Origin of the sequence: Chryseobacterium sp. JAH (assembly GCF_001507335.1) — a bacterium.
GTDB lineage: Bacteria > Bacteroidota > Bacteroidia > Flavobacteriales > Weeksellaceae > Chryseobacterium.
This window is the reverse complement of sequence record NZ_LMAH01000003.1, coordinates 248,013-273,833: the sequence shown is the minus strand read 5'-3', so window position 1 is coordinate 273,833 and position 25,821 is coordinate 248,013. Positions and strand designations below refer to the sequence as shown.

Sequence of the window (25,821 nt, the reverse complement as noted above, 5' to 3'; positions counted from 1 at the left end):
TTATATGTAAATTTAAAATATTAAATAATATTTTTGTCAAAAATTATAACTAAAGTGAAAAAAATTCAAATTACTCTTATGTTTTTAGGGTTGATGAGCCTGACGGCTTGCAATGAGAGTGAATCCAATCAAGATGAAGTGGAAAGTGTGGATAAAAAATCTGCGATTGAAACCGAGCTTTCTGTGAAACACATTGATACTGCAGATGTTTTAATAACAAAACATAAAATCTGGAAGAACAATAAGCTCTTTAAGGAAATTGTAAAAACAGATACTATTCCGAGTTTGGGTGATACCTTGCAGATTGTAGAAGATGAAGCAGGTGATGAACATCAGGCTAAGGTGAAAAAAGATTATGAATTTTATATAACTGTTCAGTAATGAAAAAGTCTAATTCTATAAAATTGCTTTTCGTCACAGGAATTCTTGCAGCCTGCTCTCAGGAAAAACCAAAAGCAGAATGGGGAAGTGAAAAAAAAGTTTACATGAGATCAGATACTACGGCATCTTACTCAAGATCCCATGGTTTTATGACTGGTTTTTTGTTATATCATGCATTCCGTCCATATGGAGCTTACAGTAATGGGGCTTATCAGAGAGCGGGATATTTCAGTGATGCCATCAGCTCAAAATCTAATATAGGCAGAAGCTCTTACAAAGGGAATGTTGTGAGAGGAGGATTGGGTAGAAGTGGTTTCAGAGCATCATCATAAATATGAAAAGAGTAGAATCACAATTCCGGAAAAACTGGGAACATAAGCTCGACAACTTAGGTTTTGGTTATCATTCTTTGGAAGGGCTTTATTGGGATGAAAGTCATTATTACGACTTTTCATCAGAAGAAGTCGACAAAATTGAAAACGCAACTGTCGAATTGTGGCAAATGTGTCTTCAAGCTGTTGATCATATTATTGAAAAAAATCTGTGGGACAAATTCAATATTCCAGAATGGTTTAGAAATTATATTATTACAAGCTGGGAAGAAGATCATCCGTCAATTTACGGGAGATTTGATTTTGGTTTTGATGGCGAAAATTTAAAATTGCTTGAATTCAATGCAGATACACCGACCTCTCTGTATGAATCTTCGGTGATACAATGGTACTGGCTGCAGGAGATGTTTCCGTACAAAGATCAGTTTAATTCAATTCATGAAAAGCTGGTGGATTACTGGAAGTATCTTAAAAATTACATGAATCCGCATTATATTTATTTTGCATCGTTAACGAATATTGAAGATGTTACGAATGTGGAATATTTGCGGGACTGTGCAACGCAGGCGGGCTTCGAAACAGAATTTATTCCGATCCAGGATATCGGATGGGCAGAAGATATAAAAGAATTCATTGCCGGAGACCGGAACATTATGGAATATATTTTTAAACTATATCCTTACGAATGGATTCTGCAGGATGGTTTTGGTGAAAAATTAGTCAGCAATAATTTCAGATCTCAATGGATGGAGCCTGCTTGGAAAATTCTTCTTTCCTCAAAAGCTATTTTGCCGATTCTCTGGGAATTGTTTCCCAATCATCCTTATTTACTGGAATGTTATTTTGAACCCAAACATTTAAAAAATTTCGTTAAAAAACCAATTTATTCAAGAGAAGGAGCCAACGTGAGTTTATTTAAAAATAATGTTGCGATTGAAGAAAATGATGGTGATTACGGCAAAGAAGGTTTTATTTATCAAGAGTTATTTGAACTTCCAAATTTTGACGGAAACTATCCTGTAATCGGGAGTTGGGTGATTGGTCAGGAAGCTGCCGGAATTGGAATTAGAGAAAGCGTTCATTTAATTACCAATAATCAAAGCCGGTTTATGCCTCATCTGATAGATTCAAACAAAATTTACATAAAAGAAAAGGAGCTGTAAAAATCAGCTCCTTTTTTATTTGAATCGATTACGGTTTATTTCCAAAACCGATATTTCCTTTTTTATCAGAAAGATTTCTTTTAAATTGGATCATGCTTAAAGCTGTTACTGCTGCTTCTACACCTTTGTTTCCAAGATCTCCGCCGCTTCTTGCGATTGATTGCTCTTTGGTGTCATCTGTCAGAACGCAGAAAATAGTCGGAGTATCGGTTAAGATATTGCAGTCTTTAATTCCCTGTGCCACTGCATCACATACAAAATCAAAATGTGGAGTTTCACCTCTGATGACGCATCCTATAGCGATTACCGCATCAAACGTTCGCTCTTTACAAAGCTGCATGCTTGCATAATTCAATTCAAAAGCTCCGGGAACCGAAAATAATTTGATGTTTTCAGACTTTACACCTTCTTTTTCAAGAATTTCTAAAGCCGCATCACGTAGATTATATGTTACAAAGTCATTCCACTCAGAAAAAACAATGCCGATAGAAAAATCCTCGGCATTATTTATATGAAGTGGCTTGTAATCTGATAGATTAACTGTTGCCATGTTTAGTAATATTTAGTCATTTCAATATAAGAATCAGACATTCCGTTGTCGTAGTCCTGATATTTTTCGTCAATAGTTGCGAAATATTTTTTAGCTTCTGCATTTTTCTTCATTCCTAAAGCTACGATTCCCGCTTTTCTTGTGAAGAAGTAAGAAGTGTAAGGATCATCTGAAGCTGAAGCTGCTTGGTCTAATAAAGATAACGCTTCGTCGTTTTTATTAAGTCCAGATTTAGCATCTGCCATTGCACCATACTTCATTGCCATCAATGTTTTGTTATCAGAAGAAAATTTATCTAATAGATCAAAAGCCTCCTGGAATTTTCCTTCTTTAAATTTCAATAACCCTGCATTGTAAGCAGAAAGTTTACCGATTTTAGTTGAAGAATATTCGTTGTACGTTCCCAGATAGCCAGGATTAGCAGCAGATTTTCCACCTAAAGCTTCTTTATCTTTACCTTCTGTAAGATTTTTTTGTGCAGCCAAATATGTTTTTACTGCTTCTGCATTCTTTGGAGCTACCATAAACTGCTGGTATCCGAAATAAGCTAAAACTCCTACTACTAAACCGATAAAAGCCGCACTTAGCGGTTTCTGATATTTTTCTAAGAATCTTTCTGTGTTTAAAGCCTCTCTGTCAAGGTCTTTAAAAAATTCTACTGTTTCTTTACCTTCTTGCTCATTTGGAGCATTTTTTCCCAATTTTGCCATAAATTCTTAAAAAATTGAACTGCAAATTTAATTGTTTCTGAGTGATTTACAAAATACTTTGCAGGTATTATTAGATGAATTGTAATTTCTTTATTTTCTTATTAATTTTTGCTTGCACATCGCTGAATTTTAATGCAAAGTTCGCAAAGATTTTTTACGACTAGCTGTTTTATTTTAAGGTTTGTAAAGGCGTTTGACTTCGTCGAATTTATTGATTTCACTCAGCTAAGAATACAAAGTCTCTTCCATTCTACGGATTGATACTTAAAATATTTTAAACAAAAAATTAATGAATTGAAATGTTAATATTCTAAAGTATGATATATTTCCGAATCAAATTTCCTGAGCTTTTCTTCACCTTTCAAATCTTTTAAACCAATCAAAAAACTAAACTGAACCACTTTGCCTCCTTGCTTCTCAACCAATTTTGCTGCCGCTTCGGTAGTTCCGCCAGTTGCCAGGAGATCATCATGAATTAAAATTTTCTGACCTTTTTTGATTTGGCCTTCTCGAGTTTCAATTTCTGCACTTCCATATTCCAAATCATATTTTTCTGAAATAATCGGTGGCGGAAGTTTACCGCTCTTTCTTATTAAAATAAAGGGAACATCCAAAGCTACTGCTATAGCAATCCCAAAAAGATATCCTCGACTTTCAATTCCGCAAACTGCATCTACTTTTCCTTTGCTGAATTTCACGAGATCTTCAATAACTTCCTGATAAAGTTTCGGATCTAGAAAAATCGGCGAAATATCTTTGAACTGAATTCCAGGAATCGGAAAATCTGCGATATTTTCAATCGTGTTATTCAGTTTTTGTATCAGTTCCGCTGATGCCATTTTAAGGATTTATTTTATAGCTTGAGATTTTCCATTCTCCATTGACGCTTTTTAAGCCAAAAGTAGCTTTAAGAGAAGTTGTTCTTCCGTTTTTATCCGTCACGTCGTACGTCGCATTTACACTTGCAGCAGTTGGGTTTGTAGCGTTAGTGGTGATATTTTTAACGCTAACATTTTTTACAGCACCAAATCCAGACGTTGGGTTTGAGAAAGATTCATAGCTTCCCCAGGTCGGGTTACTTGAGGCATCAAATGCAGCCTTTAAGTTTTGTGAACTTACGTTATTTAAAAACTTGCTTACTGTATTTTTAGGATCAGTTGTAGGCTGTTTGGGCTGAGTAGAAGTGTTTGGATCTGTAGTAGATGTTCCTGTCGGATTATTGGGATCAATTACTGCATTGGGATCCTGAACAATCAATGTAGAATCTGTTTTTGGAACTTCAGGAACTTTCAGGGCAGAAGGATTTACATCCAATCCAATTTTAGACATTTTGAAAGTTTTGGCTGTTGTTTTTACCGAAACTGTGATGTCAATTTTATTGTCCATAATTTTAGATGCCAATAAAGAGGAGAATCTAAGATGAAACCCTTTGAAATTATTATCCTGCATCAGGTTTTTTGCGGTAGAAAGTTTCACTCCATTGCTGAAAACTTCTAATGTTGTTTCCAAAGCTGCCCCGTTGAATGAAACCGGATTACCAGCATTATCAACCAATCTAGGAATAATCTGCATTGCTGTAGGGCCATTTCCGGTATCTCCAGATAATTGGGTGGCGATATTTAGTGAGGTTGCGCGCACATCGTTTGGATCACTTTCTTTTGCCGTTTCATCGCCGAAAATATTCATTTCTCCTAATGAAGGCGGAGCTGTACTTGCCCATTCTATTCCATTTTTCTGTGCCACCTGATCTGCCATTGACAGAATTTCAGGAACCTTTTTTCCATTGATAAGCTGACCTAAAGCTTTAAGCTCATTCACATCTCCCTCAGCTTCTACTCCGAAAGTTTTTAGAATATATAGAGCTTCATTAAATTTTATTTGCTTGATCGTTGTAAGGCTTGAAGCCATATCATTAATGCTCGACTGCAAAGTCTGAGTTGTCGTTGCATCTACATGGTCTTTTTTACAAGATGTAAAAAGAAGCAAACTAAATAGCATTAGAAAAGTTAGCTTTTTCATTTTATATGGTTTGATGCAAATTTAGTAAAACCTTTATGAATACAGATTCTTTATTTTTTGTTTTCTTTTTCCTTTAAATCTTCTTTGAAAAATGAACTGAAAATAGTCTGCATATTGGGGAATGATGCATCCTGCCAATAATTGGTTTTGTACTGACTAATGTTTTTGTCAAACTTTACTTTTTCCACATCGTTCTTATCGCTGAAATCTAATTCTGTAGGATAAAAGTTTCTATAAGCGATGATTTTATTATAATTCGGTTCACTTTTATGCTTTAAACTCATGTACATGATTTCATTGGATTCCAGGAAATCTCTTAAGGTTTTTTTTGAATCTTTGTCATAAGAGTGATTGATTAATCCTCTTATATCAAAAAATCTGTATCCAAACAAAGCCAATTCTTTTTCCTGTAAAGCACTGCCGCTAATTTCTATTTCATCTTTTGTATTTCCTTTTAGTTCCTTAATTGTAGCTCTTCTACTTTTGTATTCAGCAATATTTCCAACATCTTTCAAAAGAGGCAGATTTAAGAAAGTGTTGTAATCGAAAGAGCTGGTCTGCTTATCCTCGTTTGATACTTTTTCTAATCTGAAAATTCTGTACTGTTCAACATTTGTACTTTTCAGTTTTTTACTTTTATTATCGAAAACATATGTTGCTATTCCGTCAACATAGCAATTTAAAGAACCATTTAGAGTTACATAGGCATTAAAGTTTCCTTTTATCAAAACATATTTTGCCGGTTTATTGTTTTTAATAACAACAGCTTCAATATCTTTTACTCTGTCATTTAATTTTACCACATCTTTATCTAAGTCAGCATAAGAAAATGTTCCCAGCGATAAATTTTCGTATACCAATTGAAACTTTTCCTGAGAAGGAGTTAAAGTGTTTCTCTCAATTTTTCCGTCAATGTCAGAATGGGCAACAATGGTTCCGTCTTTTCCGAATACGGAGACTTTGGGTAAGGGCTGGTTTGTTTTTTCTGAAAGGAAAGTTGTGGTTTGCGCATTGAAGACATTAAACAACAACATAAAGAGAAGTGAGAATAATTGATTTTTTTTCATGGTTTATTATTAAGGGTTATTTAATATTAAGACAGTGAGTTTTAGAAATGGTTGCCTTGAAGGTAAAAAAAAGACTGATTTGTGATAAATCAGTCTTTTAAAGTTATATTTTGTTACAAGTCCTTAGAAAGGATACTCATAAATTTCAGATTCGTGAAGGAAAGGGTTTCCTGTCGGGATCAATTTCAATTTAGCTAATGCAGACATTACTGTGAAGATAAATAATCCTACAACAAATAATACAGCACCCAATACCAGTAATAGTACTTCAGGAGTGTTCCAGTAAGGACCAACTGTTCCCGGCATTACCATGTTGAAATAATCTAAAAGGTGTCCCAAGATTACAACTACTGCCATGATCGTAACCACTTTGTAGTTTCTCTTGATGCTTGAACTTACCAATACCAATAATGGTAATAAGAAGTTGATGATCAACATTGGTAAGAACGTAACTCCGTAGTGTTGGAATCTTCCGAAGAAGTAATTTACCTCTTCCGGTACGTTTGCATACCAGTATAGCATAAACTGAGCAAACCATGTGTACGTCCAAAGCATACTTGTAGCAAAAAGGAAAACTCCTAAATCGTGCAAGTGATTGTCATTGAACTGTGGTAAGAATCCGTTTTTCTTAAGGTAAACACTTAATAAGATAATTACTGCAATACCACTAGAAAGACAGCTCACCATAGAATACCAGATGTACATTGTAGAATACCAGTGAGGGTCAATAGACATCAACCAGTCCCAAGCCCAAGCTGCAGAAGCAAATCCGAAGAATGCGATATATCCTACTGCCCATCTGTAAAGGAACTGATACTCAACCAAAGATTTTGTATCATCTACTTTTTTAGACTGCGCTTTTAATTTCCATGCGAAGAATGATGCTCCGATTACGTAGATCAAAGTTCTGATTGCATAGAAAGGAATATTTAAGAATCTTTTCTTTTCAAATAAGATCACATCAAAGTGTGCAGAGTTTGGATCTGTTAAATCCGGATCCATCCAGTGGAATAGGTGACCTTGGTGTAAAATGTTTAACAACATGATGATTACCAAGATTGCACCACCATAAGGGATATAAGAAGCAATAGCTTCCATTACTCTTGTAATAATAATTGGCCATCCTGCGTGAGCAGCGTGCTGAATACAGTAGAAAAACAATACTGCACAACTTACTCCGAAGAAAAATACAGCGACAAAATGTACTGCTGCCAAAGGCTGATTATGCACCTGCATTGTAGCATGTTCTAAATGTGAAGCATGATCCTGAGGTCCTATCATCTCACTAGAGTGAGTAGGTGCGTCGTGACCTGAAGAGTGAACTGCCTCCATCATGTGTTCTATTTTTTCTGCAGTCAATCCATGATTCATGAAATAACCGATTCCGAATAAAACTAAACCTACAACAAGAAGTATGATAGAAGTTGATTTTAATTTTGGTGAAAAACTATACATTTCTTTTCTTATTTTTTAGTTGCGGTAGAATCTGTTTTTGCTGCTGTAGCTGAAGCTGCTGCTGCCGGTGCGCCTTTTTTGAAAGCGTTGATCACATACATCGCAACTCTCCATCTGTCTCCAGCGTTCAGCTGTCCTGCATAAGAACCCATTGCATTTCTACCGTTTGTTAATACATAATGAACAGAACCTACAGTGATTTCTCTGTCTGCATAATTTGGTACACCTGAGTAGGCTCCACTCTGAACGATTGGTCCCTGACCATCACCTCCAGTTCCGTGACATGCTGAACATGTACGGTCAAATAACATTTTACCTCTTTCGATATCTTTCGCAGCGTTAGCTGGATTCAAAGGAGAAGCAGTTAATGTTTTTGAAGCATCGTAACCTGCGTTGTACTCGTCCGGATTTTTCGGAAGTTTACTTTCTTCAAAAACACCGTCTTTATTTTGAGCAACAGAACCTTCTACCGGAGCAAGGCCCGTAGCAAAGCTGTTATTAGCAAATGCTGGAATTTCATTTTCATGATCTGAATATGCATCCTGAGCTTTCATTAATGGATCGTAAGCTACCGGAAAGTACATATCCGGGAAATATACCAGTGGTGTATTCTCTTTCGGTCCACAAGAATTAAGTAAAACTGATGTTAAACCTAAAACTGCTGTAATTTTTAGTACATTCTTTTTCATTTTAAGCATCTTTAACAGTTATTTCTTCAACTCCCGTATCAACAAGCAGCTGCTTAATAGATTCTACATCTTCAGTAATAAATTCCATCATGAATTTATCATCTGTAGTTCTTGGATCTGGGTTCTGAGCCGGAGCACCAGGATACATTTTGTTTCTAACCAAGAAAGTTAAAGACATCATGTGTGCTGCACAGAATACCATTAATTCAAACATTGGAACTACGAATGCCGGCATGTTGTGTGCCCAGTCAAAAGCTGGTTTACCACCAATATTCTGAGGCCAGTCATGATTCATTACGTACCAAGTAACTGTTGCGCCAATACTCACACCATATAAAGCGTAGATAAATGCAGCATCAGAAATTCTTGTTTTCTTTAAACCTAAAGCTTTATCTAGCCCGTGAACCGGGAATGGAGTATAAACTTCATTTATTGCGATTCCTTTATCGTTGAATGCTTTAACTCCGTTCATTAGATCGTCGTCATCAGCATAAAGTCCGTATACAATTTTAGTGGTGCTCATCTCCTTCTTTTGCTTTATAAGTTTCACCTGAGATTTTCAAAATCGATTTTAATTCAGCCTGTGCGATTACAGGGAATGTTCTTGCATATAATAAGAATAATACAGAGAAGAATCCGATAGTTCCTAAGTATACACCTACATCGATGATGGTTGGTTTAAACATCGTCCAAGATCCTGGTAAGTAGTCTCTTGAAAGGTTGATAACGATAATGTCAAAACGCTCAAACCACATACCGATGTTGATGATCAATGCAATAATAAATGTAGCAATGATATTTGTTCTTACTCTTTTAAACCAGAACGCTGCCGGAATAATTAAGTTACATGATATCAAGGCCCAGAATGCCCACCAGTAAGGTCCTGTTGCTGCACCCGGAGAAAGATAAGTAAAGTCTTCATATCTAGAACCAGAGTACCATCCGATGAAGTATTCAGTTGCATAAGCTACTGTTACCATACCACCTGTTAGGATAATTACAATGTTCATAATTTCGATATGATACATAGTGATGTAATCTTCTAAGTGACAAACTTTTCTTGCGATCAACAATAGGGTCTGTACCATTGCAAATCCTGAGAAGATTGCTCCAGCAACGAAGTAAGGAGGATAGATCGTAGAGTGCCATCCTTTAATTACTGACGTAGCAAAGTCAAAAGATACCGTCGTGTGTACCGAGAATACAAGTGGAGTAGCCAAACCTGCAAGAACCAAAGATAATTCTTCGAATCTCTGCCAGTGTTTTGCTTTACCACCCCAGCCGAAGGCAAGGAATGTATAAATTTTTCTTGTCCAAGGAGTTTTTGCTCTGTCTCTGATCATTGCAAAGTCAGGAATCAATCCCATAAACCAGAATACTGTAGATACTGAGAAATAGGTTGAGATTGCAAATACATCCCAAAGTAGAGGAGAGTTAAAGTTCCCCCAAAGAGAACCGAACTGGTTTGGAAGAGGGAATACCCAATATCCAACCCAAACTCTACCCATGTGAATTACCGGGAAGATTGCTGCCTGTACAACTGCGAAGATCGTCATCGCTTCCGCAGAACGGTTAACAGACATTCTCCAACGTTGTCTAAATAATAATAATACTGCTGAGATTAAGGTTCCGGCGTGACCGATACCTACCCACCATACGAAGTTGGTAATATCCCAACCCCAGTTAATAGTTCTGTTAAGCCCCCATGCTCCAATACCTGTCCCGATAGTGTAGGCGATACAGCCAAATCCGTAGATGAATAGAACTAAGGCTGCATATAGTGATACCCACCATAATTTTCCTGCTCTTTCTTCTATAGGTCGTGCAATATCTTCTGTGATATCGTGATAAGTTTTGTGACCAATAATCAGAGGTTCCCTTATCGGAGCTTCGTAATGTCCTGACATTTTTTACCTATTTATTATTTAAACTTTAATTTTCTACTCTGTTTCTTACTTTAGTGTGATAGAACACGTTTGGTTTTGTGCCGATCTCTTCAAGTAAATGATATCTTCTGTTGCTAGAATATAATTCTCTCACTTCAGATTCTTTGTCATTCATGTCTCCAAAAGTCAATGATCCTGTAGAACATGCCGAAGCACAAGCAACTGAATTTTTAAATTCATTGTCTGTTACTTTTCTGTTTTCCTTCTTAGCATTTAAGATGGTTGCCTGAGTCTGCTGGATACATAATGAACATTTTTCCATTACCCCTCTTGTTCTTACAACAACATCCGGGTTAAGTACCATTCTTCCTAAATCGTTATTTTGATTGAAATCAAAACGATCGTTCATATTGTAAGTAAACCAGTTGAAACGTCTTACTTTGTACGGACAGTTGTTTGCACAATATCTTGTACCGATACATCTGTTGTAAGCCATATGGTTTTGACCTTGCTTACCGTGAGAAGTAGCCGCTACCGGACATACTGTTTCACAAGGAGCATGGTTACAGTGCTGACACATTACCGGTTGGAAGATCACATCCGGACTTTCATTTGGTTCAATCAAGATGTCGTACAACTGAGGAACATTTAAGCCTCTTTCTACACCTTCTTTAGTCTCGATTTTTTCTTTTGCAGAATAGTAACGGTCAATTCTCAACCAATACATATCTCTAGACATTCTGATCTCTTCTTTTCCTACTACAGGAACGTTGTTTTCTGCCTGACAAGCAATAATACATGCTCCACAACCAGTACAAGAGTTCAAGTCAACGGATAAGTTAAAGTGAGGACCGTCAGTATCATCAAATGCATCCCAAAGGTCAATTTTACCTGCTGGTAATGCACCGCTGATAGTGTGGTATTCCAATGGCTTATTCCATCCGTGGTGTTCGTCGTCAAATGCAACATTTAAGTATTCCGTTAAAGGAACTTCTTTCGCAATATCATAACGACCCATTAGGGTATTTTGAAGCTGAATACCTGCAAATTCGTGGCTTTCACCTGTCTTTTCTATTTTAACATTAGAAATTGTAAGGTTAGAACCATCAAATAAAGGATAAGCATTTACCCCAGTATCTGCAGTTGCTCCTGAATCTTTTTTACCGTAACCAAGCGCAAGACCTACTGATCCGTCTGCCTGACCTGGCTGAATAAATACAGGAACGTTTTCTATAGTTACTCCGTTTACTGTAAGATTTACAACAGAACCGTCTAACTGCATTCTTGCATTCAGATCGTTTTCTATTTCTAATCTTTGAGCGTCTTTCGGAGAAATTGTCAAGTAGTTATCCCAAGACATTCTTGTCAATGGATCTGGTAATTCCTGCAACCAAGGGTTGTTTGCCTGAGTTCCGTCTCCAATAGAAGTCTTCGTATATAAAACTAATTCTAGATCTGAAGCTTTAAAGTTTCCTAATTCAGCAACAGCCTGTGCAGCATTTCCGCCAGCGTAAGATAAAGTAGTTGCATTAGTAGAAGCTACGATACCGTTATACAAAGCTTTGTTGAATGAAGTTCCACCTAAAACAGAAGCTGAATTCGCTTTTAAGTAATCATAATAATTGTTAGCTGCGTTGTTCTTTCCGTTTTTCCAAACCAATAGAGATTCTTCAATCTGTCTTGATTTATAGATTTTTTGGATTGTAGGCTGCATCAATGAATAAACTCCAGACTGAGGTTCAATATCACCCCAAGATTCTAGCCAGTTAGCTACCGGAATTACAGCTTTCGCTGCTTTATACATTTCATTTTTCTTTTCTGCAACAGCAATAACATAAGGAACTTTAGCCAAAGATTTTTTGAAATCCTGTCCTTTGTGGTGAGAATAAATTGGGTCTACATTGTTTGTGATTAAAACACCAACATGTCCACCGTTTACCCATCCTAAAAATTCCTGGAATCTTACTTTATCAAATTCTTTTAGGAAGTTCGCTTTACCAGTGAAAGCTACAGATCCTAATTTTTGGTTGATTAAGTGAGCTAAAACCTGAGCACCTTTGGAACCGTCAGCGAAAACTACAGCTTTGCTGCCTTTTGCTGCCAATTCTTTAGCAATCTCGTTAGCTAATTTATCTGAAGAGCCACCTCCAACGATTGCGTTGTAAACTTCAACCAAAGTTTTGTTTACAGCACTTGGCTTTAATCTGTATCTTGAATCTGCATTAGCACCAGTCAATGACATGTTTGATTCCACTTGGATGTGTCTCATCATGTTTGCTCCTGGCTTTCTCGCTGCAGCGTAAGAAGTTTCTAAACTTGATGCGTTGTAGTCTCCTAAGAAATCTGCCTGAAAAGCAACCACCAACTCAGAACCTTTTAGGTCATAAACAGGTAAAGCTCTCTGTCCGAATACTTCCTGTGCAGCATCCAAAGAAGCAGCGTAAGGAATTGCATCATAAGTTACCAGTTCAGCGGTAGGATATTTAGCTTTGAATTCAGCAAATAATTTTTTGAAAGTAGGCGAAGCAAAAGAGTGAGATAATAAAACAATTCTTTTACCTGAAGCTTTAGCTTCTTCTAAACCTTTGATTACATAATCATCTACTTTATCAAAAGTTTCGTCTTTACCTTCAAACTTAGGCTGCTTTACTTTATCGTTATCATAAAGAGAAAGTACACTTGCCTGAGCTCTTGCGTTGGTTTTACCTAAATCACCAGCTGCTGGGTTCGGATCAATTTTGATAGGTCTTCCTTCTCTGGTTTTTACTAAAACACTTGCGAAATCGAAACCGTCAAAATATGTTGAAGCGTAATAGTTAGGAACTCCAGGAATGATATCATGTGGTTTTACCACATAAGGAATTGTTTTGATTACCGGTGCCTCACAAGCTGCTAAAGTAACTGCTGCAGTAGAGAATCCTAATAACTTTAAGAAATCTCTTCTTGTTGTACTAGCGTCACTTTTTTCTGCATCTGCTAAGAAATCTTCTACCGGAATTTCTTCTTGGAACTCTTTAAGAGCCAGCTTACCATTTAAAGCTGGGTCTTTAAGTTCGTGAATACTTCTAAATTGTATTTTGTTTGAAGCCATTTATACTTCTGATTTTTTAGTTATTAATAATGACATTTACCACACTCAAGACCTCCAATCGCATCTACAGTAATCTTACCACCATCTTGAGGGTATTGCTTCTTAAGCTTTTCGTGTAGATTTTTGAAGTATTCTTTATTATAACCGTTGTTCATATCAATTTCAGTCGTTCTGTGACATTCGATACACCATCCCATAGTGAAGTCGTTTGCCATTTGTACCACATTCATTGTATCAATTTTACCGTGACATGCTTTACATACAACATCAATCTTGTTGTCAGGATTTTTCTTGTTGAATGAGTTGATAATCGCTTGTTCACCTGCTACAACGTGTTGAGAGTGGTTGAAGTAAACGAAATCTGGCATGTTGTGAATTCTTGTCCATTCTACAGGAGATGTTTTACCTGTGTACTGTTGTTTTTCAGAATCCCAACCAGTATGTTCGTAAATCTTTTTGATTTCGCCATCGTAGAATGCTTTGTCTTTTCCTGGCTCAAGATATTTACCGTTGTACTCAGAAATTGTTCTGTGACAGTTCATACAAACGTTCATAGAAGGAATTTCAGAAACCTTACCGTATTTAGCACTTGAGTGACATAGTTGACAGTCGATTTTGTTTTCTCCTGCGTGAATTTTGTGAGAGAAATAGATGGGTTGATCTGGCTTATATCCTTTGTAAACACCAATCCACATGATCCAGTTCCATACACCGTAAGTTGCCAAAATAGCTAAAACAGCTAAAAGACCTTTACCGATGTAGTGGTATTTTTCATAGATTTCGCTGAAAGATTTTACTCTGCTTTCGTTAAGCCCAGCCAAATCCTCAGATTGACCCATTTTCACAAGCTGTCTTAGTTTGATTAAGATCCAAACCAATAAACCGGCAATTGCCAAAAGTGAAATGATTACAATGCTTGAAGTAGTGTTGTTAGCTGGTGCAGCTGTAGCTTCTGTTCCAGGTGCTGCTTCAGCAGTTTTTTCCGGCTCTGGTGCCGGAGGATTAGTGGTGTACGCTAAAATATCGTCGATATCCTTATCTGCAAGATTAGGAAAGACCTGCATTTCAGTCTTATTGAATTTTTCAAAAACTTCGTTGGCATACTTGTCGCCAGAAGCTCTGAGTGCTTTGTTGTCTTTAATCCACTTATGAAGCCATGCTGTATCCAATCCTTGCTCAGACTTAAGTCTTTCTACCACACCTTTCAGCGCTGGTCCTACAACCTGTTTGTCTAAAGCATGACATGCTGTACAATTTGCTTTAAAAAGTTTCTCACCATTTTTAGGATCGCCGTCTTGCCCGTAAATTGAAGCACTTGTTGATAGCAATAAACCTATCGCAATCAGCCCTTTTTTATAATGCTTTCTCCAACTAATCATTTAAATTATCTTATGTTAGTAAATATTGAAACTGTAATCAATCCCGCAAAAATAATATTTTTAACATGAATTTAACGGTATAACCAAAAGGGAAAATGTCATTAACGTTTAATTTGTAATTATTCTAAATAACTATGGTTGCTGTATTTTTAAATTATTCTAAATTTGCAGAAACAAGTTTAAATGGGAAATTTCATTAAAATATTTTCGGTGCTCTCTTTCTTTGGTTTTTATACCGTTGATGCCCAACAGGTTGTAAAAAGGGATACACTTTCTGGTACAGAGCTGGTGATGACGATGGATTCGCGTGTGAACGATGCAATGAAGGGTTTGGAAGAGAAATGTTCGCGGGTTGTAGTGAGTAGTCCCGTTGATTATGATGATACTCCGGCAAGACCTGCAAAGATTTTTGTTCCAAGCAGAGAATTGACGAACGCAGAAGTTTGCAGAAAGAATCCAAGAATCTTAGGGTTTAAAATTCAGATCACTACGGTAAAAAGTAATGATGAGGCCAACGAAATTAAAGCCTATTTCAGAAAAAGATTTCCTAATCTAAAAGTGGAAACAGATGCTTCACTTAGACCAAATTATAAAATACTAGCGGGAAGCTATTTTACAAAACAGAGTGCTGCGTCTGATCTTTCGAGAGTGCGAGAATATTTCAAATCTGCTGTTGCTGTACAGTACAGAATTTTTTGTGCAGAAGCCAAGTAGTACTTAAAAATAAAAAAAAGGGCTGAGAAAATTAATTTTCTCAGCCCTTTTTTTATGCGTAATATCTGTTCAGAAATTCAAAAAAATCTATCATTCTATGGTAATTGTTGAGCAATAAATAGACAGTCAAAATACCTGTTGTTGTAGTAAGAAACGAAAGTGTTTTTGGTGAATTATGATATGCAGAGAATAACCAGCCCAAAAGTAAAGGATAGACAAAAATAAAGTGCCCGCCATAGATGTATGAGGTATGTAGGCCAAATCTGAAGATGCAGTGAATGACAATGTCTACCAGAAAAGAAAGCATGATGATCTGAACCAATTTATTCTTGAAATTCTTACCATAACTCCACAAAAGAATTCCTAGCGTCAGCGCAATAAAAATATAGGTAAAAGCTGTAGAATAGGTTTCCATAAAGATCGCTTTGAAATAAAAACCTTTCATATTATGTTTTTCACGAATGAAAAAGCTCGGAAAAAGAATGTTTCCACCAAAAAAGTATGAGTAGATCATATCCCAGATCGGAGTCGACTTCACATTAGAGAACTTTTCGTACTGTTCGCCAGATTTTGAAAGGATGTTCTGATATTTGAAATTGATTCTGTTGAGATACAAAAGAACAAAAACTCCTACAGCAAGTACCACTCTAAATGCTGCATTTCCAAATTTTTTCCAGCTTTTAAACAACCCTTTTTCGAAAATTACCGGTATGAAAATTTTCACAATATTCGTCACCGTAAGTCCACCAATGGTTACTCCTGCAAGAACCAACGCAGAACCAGCTATTTTGCCATCTTTTTGAAACTTTATCGCTGTGTAATAATTAAACAAAACCAAAAGCAACAAGGTGTAAGTGTAGGTTTCTGGAGTGAACGAAAGAAGAATATTTGTTGAAAATAAACTAAAAAAGAAGACAATCAGAACACTGATAAGCAGTGGAAGTCTGATGATGTTTTTTAAATATTTGAACACTTGAATTAGACTTAAACTAATGGTGAAATTGCTTAGCCAAGCGAGAATCAGTCTGAAATTCTGATCTGTTTTTCCATTAGTGAAGAGTAAAACAGAATCGCGCATCCAGTTGAAAAAGTAGTAGGAGAGCGGGTGTCTTTCAAAACTTCCGCCGGTCATCACGATGGCTTTGTTGTCAAAACTAAAGTATGCATCCCAGGGAATTCTGCTGTCGAAAATGATTCTGTAGTGGATTGCAATGTAAGAACCCAGAATTCCATAAGCAGATAAAAAGAAGATGAAAATTCCCAATTCTACAAGCGTGGCAGGGAAAACAATTTTAAAAAAGTTTAAAAATTTTGATTTGATAGACACCGTTTTAATTTTGTGCAAAAATAAAGTAAAAAACTCACCAATTAAGATGAGTTTTATATTTAATTCTATGATTTTCTTACCGGTTTAAGAACTGCAGGAAAGCATTGAACAGCCCGAAATGTCATCGTAATTTGAAGGTCGCTTGACTGAAAATTCAGGATAAATTTCTTCATAAGGATTTTCTAAAGCCTTGGTTAATTTGTTCAACATTTCTGTTTTCCCTTCGTTAATTTCCTCAATGCACTCAAATAAAAGGTAGTTCCTCAAAAGAAATTTGGGGTTAGTTTTCTTCATTAAAGATATAGATTCCTCCCTCGAAAATGTATTGTTTTTCAGACGCAGTTGGTATTGTTTGAGGAAGTCTTCAGTTTTTCTAAGTTTGGTTTCTTCTAAAATTGTGTAGGATATTTTTTGAAATTCTGTTTTAACATCAGAAACAGAATCAATTTTTTCCAACAAATTAAAAAATAAGGTGTAATCGAGTTCAAGTTCCTGCATCAGCCCCTGCCAATTGGTGAAAAACTCTTCGTCATTATTTTTTAGTTCATCAAACCCGAATTTCCTGCAAAGCATCTCATCATGCGCTTTCCAAAAATAAGTTCCGTAAGAATTCAAAGTGTCTTCCAGAAATTTTTCATCTTTAATTAATGCAAAAAGGGCATTGGCAAGTTGCCAAAGATTCCACTGAGATATTTGTCCCTGCTTGCCAAAAGCATATCTTCTTCCAGGCAAATCTGTAGTGTTTGGAGTGAAATTGAGATCATATCCGTCCATCATAGAAAATGGGCCGTAATCAATTGTTAAACCCAAAATTGACATATTATCGGTATTCATCACACCGTGTACAAAACCAACTCTGAACCAGTCAACCATGAGATCGGCAGTTTTGGTACATACCGACTGAAAAAAGTCTTTGTATTTTTGTTGGCCTTCGGATATAATTTCAGGGAAGTAATTTTTAATAGTATAATCTGCCAATTTCTTTAAAGTATCAATTTCCTTTTGTGCAGACATCAGTTCAAAATGCCCAAAACGTAAAAAGCTTTCAGCGGTTCTTACCACAACAGCTCCTTTTTCTACCTCCGGATTTCCGCTGTACATGATGTCACGCACTACATTTTCACCTGTGAAACTCAAGCTTAAACCTCTGGTTGTTGGAATTCCTAGATAATACATGGCTTCGCTCATCAGATATTCTCTTACTGAAGATCTCAAAACCGCTCTTCCATCTGCGTGTCTGGAATAGGGTGTTGCTCCTGCACCTTTCCATTGAATCTCCGTTTTCTGTCCTTCGGTATTTTGTATTTCTCCGGCAATAATTGCTCTTCCGTCACCCAATTGTCCTGCCCAGTTTCCAAACTGATGTCCGGCGTAAGCTGTTGCGTAGGTTTTTATATTTTCAGGTAAATGGTTTCCGACAAGAAAATCAAGATCATTATCATTGTACTTACCAAGACCTATTTCTTCTGAAAGTTTTTGGTTAAAAATAATCAGCTTCGGATCATCAAATCCTACAGGGTCTATGGTTGAAAATAAAATTTTAGGGGTATTTCTCTGAATTGGATTTTTGGAAAAATCTCCTGGAAAAATCTCCAAAAAAGGTTGTTTGATATTCTTAAGATTCATGACCCAAAGATATTAAAACAGGGACAAAAAAAGACCTTTCAGCGATTGAAAGGTCTTATGATAATTATTAAAATTTTATTTGTTAAAATCTATATCTTCACCGGTATTCAGGTTTTCGTTGACGTTTTCGTCCTTTTTTCCTGCGTTATTTTTGGGTGTAGGATCAGCAGGTCTAGGGTTTTTGATCTGATCGATGGTCTGTAAACCACCATCATCACCATAACCACCTCCGAGTCCTTGAAGATTGCTACAGCCATCTTTCCAGTCACCTGGTTTTACAAATTTATCGTCTGTAGAAATCTTAAGCGACTTATCTGCCCAGACTTTTTTCATGTAAATTGCCCAGATCGGTAAAGCCATTCTGGCACCCTGACCTTCACCGGTTCCTAAGAAGTGAGTTGCTCTGTCTTCCCAGCCAACCCATGCTCCGGTTGCTAGTTTTGGAGTGATTCCCATAAACCAGCCGTCTGAGTTATTCTGAGTTGTACCTGTCTTACCGGCAATCTCCACATCTTTAGAAATTCCCTTTCTTCCCAATTCACCGGAAGCTGTACCAAACTGTGCGACACCTTTCATCAATTCGATCATGGTGTATGCATAATTAGGGTTCATTACTTCTTTAGGTTCTGCATTTACTTCTTTTATTACTCTACCGTTGGCATCTTCAATTCTCCAGATCATTTCCGGCTTATTGTAGTTTCCGTAGTTGGCAAATGTACTGTAAGCACCCACCATTTCGTAAATGGTAATATCTGATGATCCCAAAGCCATTGGTAAGCTCGTAGAGATTTCCTGTGTAACGCCTAAGTCTCGAGCAGTCTGAATAACACTTTGAGTACCTGTCATTTCAGCAAGTCTTAATGCCACAGGGTTTTGTGATTGCGCCAATGCATCTTTCAAAGTAAGCATTCCTCCTCTTCCCGGAACATGATAAGTTCCTTTGTTGAAGCTTGCGTTGGATATGGTAGAACAAGGTGTTAAGCCTAATTTCATAATTGCCGTAGCGTAAACAAATGGTTTAAAAGTAGATCCTACCTGTCTTTTCCCCTGCTTGATGTGATCATATTGGAAATGCTGCCAGTCGATACCACCAACCCAGGCTTTTATTTCGCCAGTTCCAGGAGCTACAGACATTAATCCAGCCTGTGCGATCTGCTTGTGCCATCTGATAGAATCCCAAGGAGACATTTCAACCTCCTCTTCTCCAGACCATGTAAAGCGAGACATTTTTATAGGTTTATGAAACTCCATCATAATAGAATCTTCAGGAACGTTATTTGCGGTAAGTTGCTTATAACGGCCGGTTCTTCTCACGGCCTGCATCATCACAGCATTAGCCTGTTTGTCATTAAGATAATAGAAAGGTCTGTTTTTTCTTCCTCTCTGCTCTGCATCAAATCTCTTCTGAAGGTCTGTCAAGTGTTCCTTGATAGACTCTTCAGCATACTGCTGCATTTTTGAATCAAGAGTTACGTAAATTTTTAACCCATCTTTATATAGGTTAAGTTGCTTCCCTTTTTCTTTTTCATAATCCTCAAGATATTTGTCTATTTCTTTTTTCAAATATGATTTAAAATAGGCAGAATATCCTTCTGTGACATCTTTAATAGGATGATAATCTAATCTAATTTCAGATGCAGCAGCTTTTTCATAGGTAGCCTGATCGATGTACTGGGTTTTAAGCATTTGGTCAAGTACAACATTTCGTCTTTCTTTTGCTCTCTCAGGATGTCTTAACGGATTATTTGCTGTAGGCGCTTCAAGCATTGCTACAAACATTGCAGATTCTGGTAAAGTTAATTCTGCTGTGCTCTTATTGAAATATATCTTGGATGCCATTTCAATTCCACTGGCATTGTTTCCGAATGTGAACTTATTAAAGTAAAGCGTAATAATTTCTTCCTTAGTATATCTTTTTTCAAGACTTACCGCTACGACCCACTCTTTAAGTTTTTGGAAAGCTCTCTGGATTTTATTTTGAGATGCGCCTCCTGTAAATAATAACTTGGCAAGCTGCTGAGTAATCGTAGAACCACCACCTCTAGAACCACCATAAACTACCGCTCTGGCAACAGATTGTAAATCTACCCCAGAATGTTCTTTAAAACGCTCATCTTCTTTTGCGTAAAGAGCATAAATAAGATGAGGAGGAAGGTTTTGATATGTGATGGGTTTGGTTTTTTCTTTTTCAAATTTACCTAAAACCACTCCGTCCGAAGAGATAATTTCAGATGCGGCATAAATATCCGGATTTTCTAGTTCTTTTACATCCGGCATGTCTCCAAGAAAACCCTGGGATACTGCAAAGAAAAGTCCTGAAATTCCTAAAACTACTGCAATAAAGCCAATCCAAATGAATTTGACCCACCTTTTCCAAGCAGTACTTTTACCATTTTTTTTAGGAGGAAGAGGGAAGGTTTTCCCTCTATTTCCTGTATTTTGTTTGTTTTCTTCCATGTATAATTACGGTTTAGCCGTTTCTACTTTTATACCTAAGTCTTCAATCCCCGGAAGGTTGTCATTTCTCATCGCTTGAGTTATCCCAATATCATAGGTTCCTTTTTCCGGAAATTTATAATTTGTTCTGTACTGAAATAAAGTCTCCTTTGTTTCTCCAAATCCTGTTCCCAGCCATTCGCCGTTTGGTTTTGCCAAAATATAATTCAAGGTGTCAACCTGAGCGATTTTGCTTTTCGGGTTTTTAAAATTAACAATAAATCTAATGTTGCTGTACGGATATTCGTTATTATTCCTTACTACAAATATAATATTTTTAGGATTTTGCGGATCTGTAATTTCGAGTTTAAATTTCTGTTCGGTTTTCTTACTCCATTTATTATCAATAGGATTCATGATGACATCTTCGCCTGAAGTGCTGCATCCTACTAAAAAAACAAGCAATAATACCCCTAAAACTTTATGCATTGTTATCTTTTTTTGGCGGAAATTTCTTTTTAAATTTCTTTTTTGGAGGCTGTTGTGGTTTCTGTTCAGCATTTACATTAACCTCTGCTTTTTCTAACTGAACCTTTGGCTGCTGCGACTGTTGAGGCTTTGGCGGTCTTTGGTTTGGGTTCTGATTAGGTTTTGCGTTTGGGTTTGTATTTCTCGGTCTGTCAGAATTTGCCGGCCTTTCCGAAGCAGGTCTTTCCGCTTTTTGAGGTCTGTCACTTCTGTCATTCCTTTCAGGGCGGTCTTTTCTTGGACCTTGATTGTTATTCGGTCTGTTCTGATTAGAATTTTGGTTCTGATTTCTGTTTTTGTTGAAACCACCTCTGCTTTTCTTCTCAAATCTGTCAACACTGTTTTCCTGAATAAGATCCACACTTGGTAAGGCAATATCAGGTACTTTTAACTCGTCAAGCGGAAGTATTCTTTCGCCTTTTTTGTTTTGGGCAATCAGTTTTTTAACCAAATCTATATCGAAATCGTACCAAGCCATTGAACTGTCAACGTAGGCAAACCACATTTTCTTTTTGAAAACGTCGATTTTTATGCAGAAAGCTCTTCCTTTTTCAGTATCCAACATCGTAGATGAAGACGGAAAGTGGCTTAGAGCATCCAGATAACTGTCTAATTCGTAATTTAAACAACATTTCAGCTTCCCGCACTGTCCGGCCAATTTTTGAGGATTGATACTTAACTGCTGATATCTTGCCACGTTGGTGTTGACCGATCTGAAATCTGTCAGCCAAGTCGAGCAACACAGTTCTCTACCACAAGAACCAATTCCACCGATTTTTGCGGCTTCCTGTCTGAAACCAATCTGTTTCATGTCGATTTTGGTTCTGAAAGTTCCAGCAAACTCTTTAATCAGCATTCTAAAATCGACACGGTTATCTGCCGTATAATAGAAAGTAACTTTCGATCCGTCGCCTTGGTATTCCACATCGGTGATCTTCATTTCGAGACCTAATCGGTGAGATATTTTTCGGGCGTCCACCTTTACGGTTTCTTCTTTTTTTCTTGCTTCCTGCCAGACTTCGATGTCTTTTTGGTTAGCCAGTCTGTATATTTTAAGTGGGTCTTCAGTTGAAAATCTTTTCTTTTTCATCTGAATTTTTACCAATTCTCCTGAGAGACTTACCACTCCTACATCGTGTCCGGGGCTAGATTCTACTGTTACTACGCTACCTATATGTAAAGGGATATTGTTTACATTTTTATAAAATGATTTTCTGTCATTTTTAAACCTAACTTCCACAAAATCACATCGGTTAGATGCGGGGTTTTGTACGTTAGATAACCAATCGAAAACACTTAATTTATAACTATTACCACAGGTATTTACACTTTCACAGCCATTCGCGGATTTCGTTCCGCAAGAATGTGCAGAATCGCCGGATGTTTTGCATCCACAACTCATATATTATAATTTATTTAATCTTGCAAATTTATTGATTTTTATCTTTACACGATTCCAAAAATACTAAATCTTTATTTGGTAAAATGTTTAATCTTAAACATGAAAAGAAATCTGTTATTATGCATCTTGTAACGCATTTACATGTAGGTACTTAGTAGCTTGTCTGGTTAAAGTATTATTTTAAACATAATTTTCTTTTGCGACTTTGTTTAAAATATTAAGATTATTTAACAAGCATAGTCAAAATAATTTTATATTTGGAATATATAATAAATGTCTATGAAAAAAATATTAGTATCAACTGCTTTATTGGCTGGGGTTCTATCTTATGCTGGGGGCTTCAGAGTTTCACTGCAAGGGGTAAAACAATTAGCGATGGCGCACACCAGTGCTCATGCTGAAGATGCGAGTGTTGCATTCTTTAATCCTGCAGGTATGTCATTCATTCCTTCTAAACTAAGTATTGTTGCAGGAGGTTTTGGAGCGAGTAATAAAGTTACTTTTCAAAATTTAAATACTTTGCAAAGTACAGAAACGGATAATCCTATGGGTACCCCGATTTATGCTGCGATTGCGTACAAGCCAATCGATAAGTTATCTATCGGTTTTAGTTTTACAACGCCTTTTGGAAGTACGATTCAATATCCTTACGATTGGGAAGGTAGAGAAATGGTTCAGAAGCTTGAATTGAAAAGTTTTTACTTTCAGCCGATGGTTTCTGTAAAAATGGCAGACTGGTTGTCGTTCGGAGCAAGCTATATTTATGCTAAAGGACAGGTAAACTGGGATAAAGCGGTGACTCAGTTTGGTGGAACTGTTAATATTAAAGATGAAAAAGCAAGCGGTCATGGTTTTGGTTTCGGCTTCTATTTCAGACCGGATCCAAAGTTTGACATGAGTATTGCTTACCGTTCACCTGTTGATATGAAAGCAAAAAAGGGAACTGCTACATTCACGGTTCCTGCACAAAATACCGTTAATGGATTGTTGGGATTAAACAGTGCCGGACAGGATGGTTTTACTGCAACTTTACCGTTGGTTGAAGAATACACAATTGGTATGACGTACAAGGTCACTCCAAAATGGTTGATTTCAGCAGATTTTAATTATCACGGTTGGGAAAGATACAGCAGACTGACTTTAGACTTTGCCAATGCTCCTATCGGAAATCAGCCAGATCCAACAATATTGGTTTCTCCTAAAAACTTTAAGAATTCAAAAACATTTAGATTGGGAACACAATATATGTTTAACAGTATGGTTTTCGGGCGTTTAGGTGCATACTATGATGAATCTCCTTATTCTGACGAGAACTTTATTCCTGAGACGCCTTCTTTCGATTCTTTTGTATTGACCGGTGGTTTAGGATTTAAATTTAAACAATTCGGAGTTGATGTTGCTGGTGGATATGTAATGCCGCAAAGCAGAGACGTGAAAAACGATTATCTTGGTTTCTACGGTCAGGCGAAGGCAAAAGCGTTCTATTTTGGTCTAGGTTTATCTTACAACCCTTTTTAATTTGAAATTATGAAAAAAATAATAATATCTACACTTGCTGTTTCTGCGCTTTTCTTTACATCAAGCTGCGAAACAGATTTTGATACAGACGTTAAAGATATTGCCATAACAAAAGGTGAGGCAGATTTTTCAAACTATGTTTCTCTTGGGAATTCATTAACTTCTGGGTATAGAGATAATGCATTATACATTGACGGACAAAATGAATCTTATCCAAATATTGTCGCAGGTCAAATGAGACTAGCCGGTGGTGGAAGTTTCGTACAACCTATGATGGCCGACAATAATGGAGGATTACTTCTTGGTACAACTCCTATTCAGGGAACAAAATTGTACATTCAGTCTTTTGTAAACGGTTCTCCAAACATCACAAATGTTGCAGGAGCACCTACAACAAATATTGCTAATAAGGTAACAGGAGCTCTGAATAACTTCGGTGTTCCCGGAGCTAAATCATTTCATTTGGTTGCGCCGGGTTATGGTAATATAGCTGGAGTTCTTGCAGGAACGGCAAATCCTTACTATGTAAGATTTTCTACAAGTACAACTTCAAGTGTTGTTGATGATGCCGTGTTAAAAAAACCGACTTTCTTTTCTTACTGGATCGGTAATAATGATGTTCTAAGTTATGCTACAAGTGGTGGAATGGGAGTAAACCAAACTGGGAATATTAATCCTGCTACGTATGGGGCTAATGATATTTCAGATCCGAATGTAGTTGCAGGGGCAATCAAAGCCGGTCTTGATAAATTAAAAGCTGGAGGAGCTACAAAGGGGGTCATTGCAAACATTCCTTATGTTACATCGATTCCTTATTTCACAACAGTTCCTTACAATCCACTTACACCGGCAGCTTTAGGAACGAATTTAACAGCTTTAAATACGAGTTTGTACGGACCGCTTAAGCAAGCTTTAACAGCTTTAGGTGCAGGAACAAGAATTAATTTGCTTTCTGCTACTAATCCGAATCCTGTTTTAATTAAAGATGCTTCTCTTACTGATCTTAGTGCACAGTTAACGCTAGCGCTTACGCCGGCTTTAGGACTTCCAACAGCTACTGTTTTTGGACAGATTTATGGTCAGGCAAGACAGACGACAGTTGATGATTATATTCTTCTCACGACAAGAGGTGTTATAGGAACTACTGCTCCGGGAGCTCCAGCTGCAATCAATGTTTATGGAATTTCATATCCTTTGCAAAATCAACATGTATTGACTAAAACAGAAGCTACATCGGTAAAAACTGCGGTTGATGCTTATAATGCTTCGATCAGAACGCTGGCGGATACTTACGGTTTGGCATTTGTGGATGCAAATAAAAAAATGGTTGATCTGAACGGACAGTCAGGAATTTCATTTGACGGAGTAAAATATACTGCTAAATTTGTGACAGGCGGTACATTCTCCTTAGATGGCGTACATCTTACCGGAAGAGGATATGCAATTGTCGCAAATGAATTTATTAAGGCGATTAATTTAAAATATAAATCAACTTTACCACAGGTAGATGTCAATAAATATTCGGGAGTTAAGTTTCCTTAATTATTT

At 36.9% G+C, this 25,821-nt stretch carries 22 protein-coding genes; 6 read left to right on the top strand and 16 right to left on the bottom strand.

Annotated elements, in window-relative coordinates; genetic code table 11:
- Positions 1-54 precede the first annotated feature (54 nt).
- The 3 genes from AR685_RS08370 to AR685_RS08360 are packed head-to-tail and all read left to right on the top strand — an operon-like array spanning position 55 to position 1,876.
- Positions 55-381 carry a hypothetical protein gene (locus tag AR685_RS08370; RefSeq protein ID WP_047443237.1) on the top strand — a complete coding sequence of 109 codons (327 nt, stop codon included), beginning with the start codon at positions 55-57 and terminating at the stop codon, positions 379-381.
- The gene (locus AR685_RS08365; protein ID WP_047443236.1) at positions 381-713 is read left to right on the top strand and encodes a hypothetical protein; all 333 of its coding nucleotides are present in this window, start codon (positions 381-383) and stop codon (positions 711-713) included. Before AR685_RS08370 ends, AR685_RS08365 begins: the two co-directional genes overlap by 1 nt.
- A gap of 2 nt (positions 714-715) precedes the next feature.
- Positions 716-1,876, top strand: coding sequence for a glutathionylspermidine synthase family protein (locus tag AR685_RS08360; protein ID WP_117584633.1), 1,161 nt, complete (start codon positions 716-718; stop codon positions 1,874-1,876).
- Between the two features lie 28 nt (positions 1,877-1,904).
- Here AR685_RS08360 and ribH read toward each other — a convergent pair whose 3' ends face one another.
- The 11 genes from ribH to AR685_RS08305 form a co-directional block, all read right to left on the bottom strand.
- Entirely contained in the window at positions 1,905-2,426 is a 522-nt protein-coding gene (ribH, locus tag AR685_RS08355; RefSeq protein ID WP_059124277.1) for a 6,7-dimethyl-8-ribityllumazine synthase, read from the bottom strand.
- A gap of 2 nt (positions 2,427-2,428) precedes the next feature.
- On the bottom strand, positions 2,429-3,136 hold the full coding sequence (locus AR685_RS08350) for a hypothetical protein (RefSeq protein WP_059124276.1): 708 nt from the start codon (positions 3,134-3,136) through the stop codon (positions 2,429-2,431).
- A 302-nt stretch (positions 3,137-3,438) separates the two neighbouring features.
- Positions 3,439-3,975, bottom strand: a complete 537-nt coding sequence (locus AR685_RS08345) for an adenine phosphoribosyltransferase (RefSeq protein WP_059124275.1) — start codon at positions 3,973-3,975, stop codon at positions 3,439-3,441.
- A gap of 1 nt (position 3,976) precedes the next feature.
- The gene (locus AR685_RS08340; RefSeq protein ID WP_047443231.1) at positions 3,977-5,155 is read right to left on the bottom strand and encodes an NTF2-like N-terminal transpeptidase; all 1,179 of its coding nucleotides are present in this window, start codon (positions 5,153-5,155) and stop codon (positions 3,977-3,979) included.
- A 50-nt stretch (positions 5,156-5,205) separates the two neighbouring features.
- Entirely contained in the window at positions 5,206-6,222 is a 1,017-nt protein-coding gene (locus AR685_RS08335; RefSeq protein ID WP_047443230.1) for a hypothetical protein, read from the bottom strand.
- Between the two features lie 123 nt (positions 6,223-6,345).
- Entirely contained in the window at positions 6,346-7,677 is a 1,332-nt protein-coding gene (locus tag AR685_RS08330) for a hypothetical protein (protein ID WP_059124274.1), read from the bottom strand.
- A gap of 8 nt (positions 7,678-7,685) precedes the next feature.
- The gene (locus tag AR685_RS08325) at positions 7,686-8,375 is read right to left on the bottom strand and encodes a c-type cytochrome (protein WP_047443228.1); all 690 of its coding nucleotides are present in this window, start codon (positions 8,373-8,375) and stop codon (positions 7,686-7,688) included.
- Positions 8,368-8,889, bottom strand: a complete 522-nt coding sequence (locus AR685_RS08320) for a DUF3341 domain-containing protein (RefSeq protein ID WP_047443227.1) — start codon at positions 8,887-8,889, stop codon at positions 8,368-8,370. The genes AR685_RS08325 and AR685_RS08320 overlap by 8 nt, the downstream gene beginning before the upstream one ends.
- Complete coding sequence (gene nrfD, locus AR685_RS08315) at positions 8,876-10,273, bottom strand: NrfD/PsrC family molybdoenzyme membrane anchor subunit (RefSeq protein ID WP_047443226.1); 1,398 nt, start codon at positions 10,271-10,273, stop codon at positions 8,876-8,878. Before nrfD ends, AR685_RS08320 begins: the two co-directional genes overlap by 14 nt.
- Positions 10,274-10,298: 25 nt before the next feature.
- Entirely contained in the window at positions 10,299-13,343 is a 3,045-nt protein-coding gene (locus tag AR685_RS08310; protein ID WP_047443225.1) for a TAT-variant-translocated molybdopterin oxidoreductase, read from the bottom strand.
- A gap of 23 nt (positions 13,344-13,366) precedes the next feature.
- Entirely contained in the window at positions 13,367-14,722 is a 1,356-nt protein-coding gene (locus AR685_RS08305) for a c-type cytochrome (RefSeq protein ID WP_047443224.1), read from the bottom strand.
- Between the two features lie 183 nt (positions 14,723-14,905).
- Here AR685_RS08305 and AR685_RS08300 point away from each other — a divergent pair, with 183 nt between their 5' ends.
- A complete protein-coding gene (locus AR685_RS08300; RefSeq protein WP_059124273.1) occupies positions 14,906-15,436 on the top strand; it encodes a hypothetical protein in 531 nt (176 codons plus the stop codon).
- A gap of 52 nt (positions 15,437-15,488) precedes the next feature.
- On the opposite strand, the gene AR685_RS08295 is transcribed toward AR685_RS08300, so the two are convergent.
- The 5 genes from AR685_RS08295 to AR685_RS08275 form a co-directional block, all read right to left on the bottom strand.
- Complete coding sequence (locus AR685_RS08295; RefSeq protein WP_117584632.1) at positions 15,489-16,763, bottom strand: DUF6080 domain-containing protein; 1,275 nt, start codon at positions 16,761-16,763, stop codon at positions 15,489-15,491.
- Positions 16,764-16,847: 84 nt separating this feature from the next.
- The gene (locus AR685_RS08290; RefSeq protein WP_059124272.1) at positions 16,848-18,389 is read right to left on the bottom strand and encodes a protein adenylyltransferase SelO; all 1,542 of its coding nucleotides are present in this window, start codon (positions 18,387-18,389) and stop codon (positions 16,848-16,850) included.
- A gap of 75 nt (positions 18,390-18,464) precedes the next feature.
- Positions 18,465-20,846: a penicillin-binding protein 1A gene (locus AR685_RS08285; protein ID WP_047443221.1), complete on the bottom strand. Its 2,382-nt coding sequence runs from the start codon at positions 20,844-20,846 to the stop codon at positions 18,465-18,467.
- Between the two features lie 6 nt (positions 20,847-20,852).
- Entirely contained in the window at positions 20,853-21,314 is a 462-nt protein-coding gene (locus AR685_RS08280) for a gliding motility lipoprotein GldH (RefSeq protein WP_047443220.1), read from the bottom strand.
- Positions 21,307-22,755 carry a stage 0 sporulation family protein gene (locus AR685_RS08275; protein ID WP_059124271.1) on the bottom strand — a complete coding sequence of 483 codons (1,449 nt, stop codon included), beginning with the start codon at positions 22,753-22,755 and terminating at the stop codon, positions 21,307-21,309. Before AR685_RS08275 ends, AR685_RS08280 begins: the two co-directional genes overlap by 8 nt.
- A gap of 279 nt (positions 22,756-23,034) precedes the next feature.
- Between AR685_RS08275 and AR685_RS08270 the strand changes: the two genes are divergently transcribed.
- Both AR685_RS08270 and AR685_RS08265 read left to right on the top strand, forming a co-directional pair.
- A complete protein-coding gene (locus AR685_RS08270) occupies positions 23,035-24,273 on the top strand; it encodes an OmpP1/FadL family transporter (RefSeq protein WP_047443218.1) in 1,239 nt (412 codons plus the stop codon).
- 9 nt (positions 24,274-24,282) lie between these two features.
- Entirely contained in the window at positions 24,283-25,815 is a 1,533-nt protein-coding gene (locus tag AR685_RS08265) for a G-D-S-L family lipolytic protein (RefSeq protein ID WP_047443217.1), read from the top strand.
- Positions 25,816-25,821 lie beyond the last annotated feature (6 nt).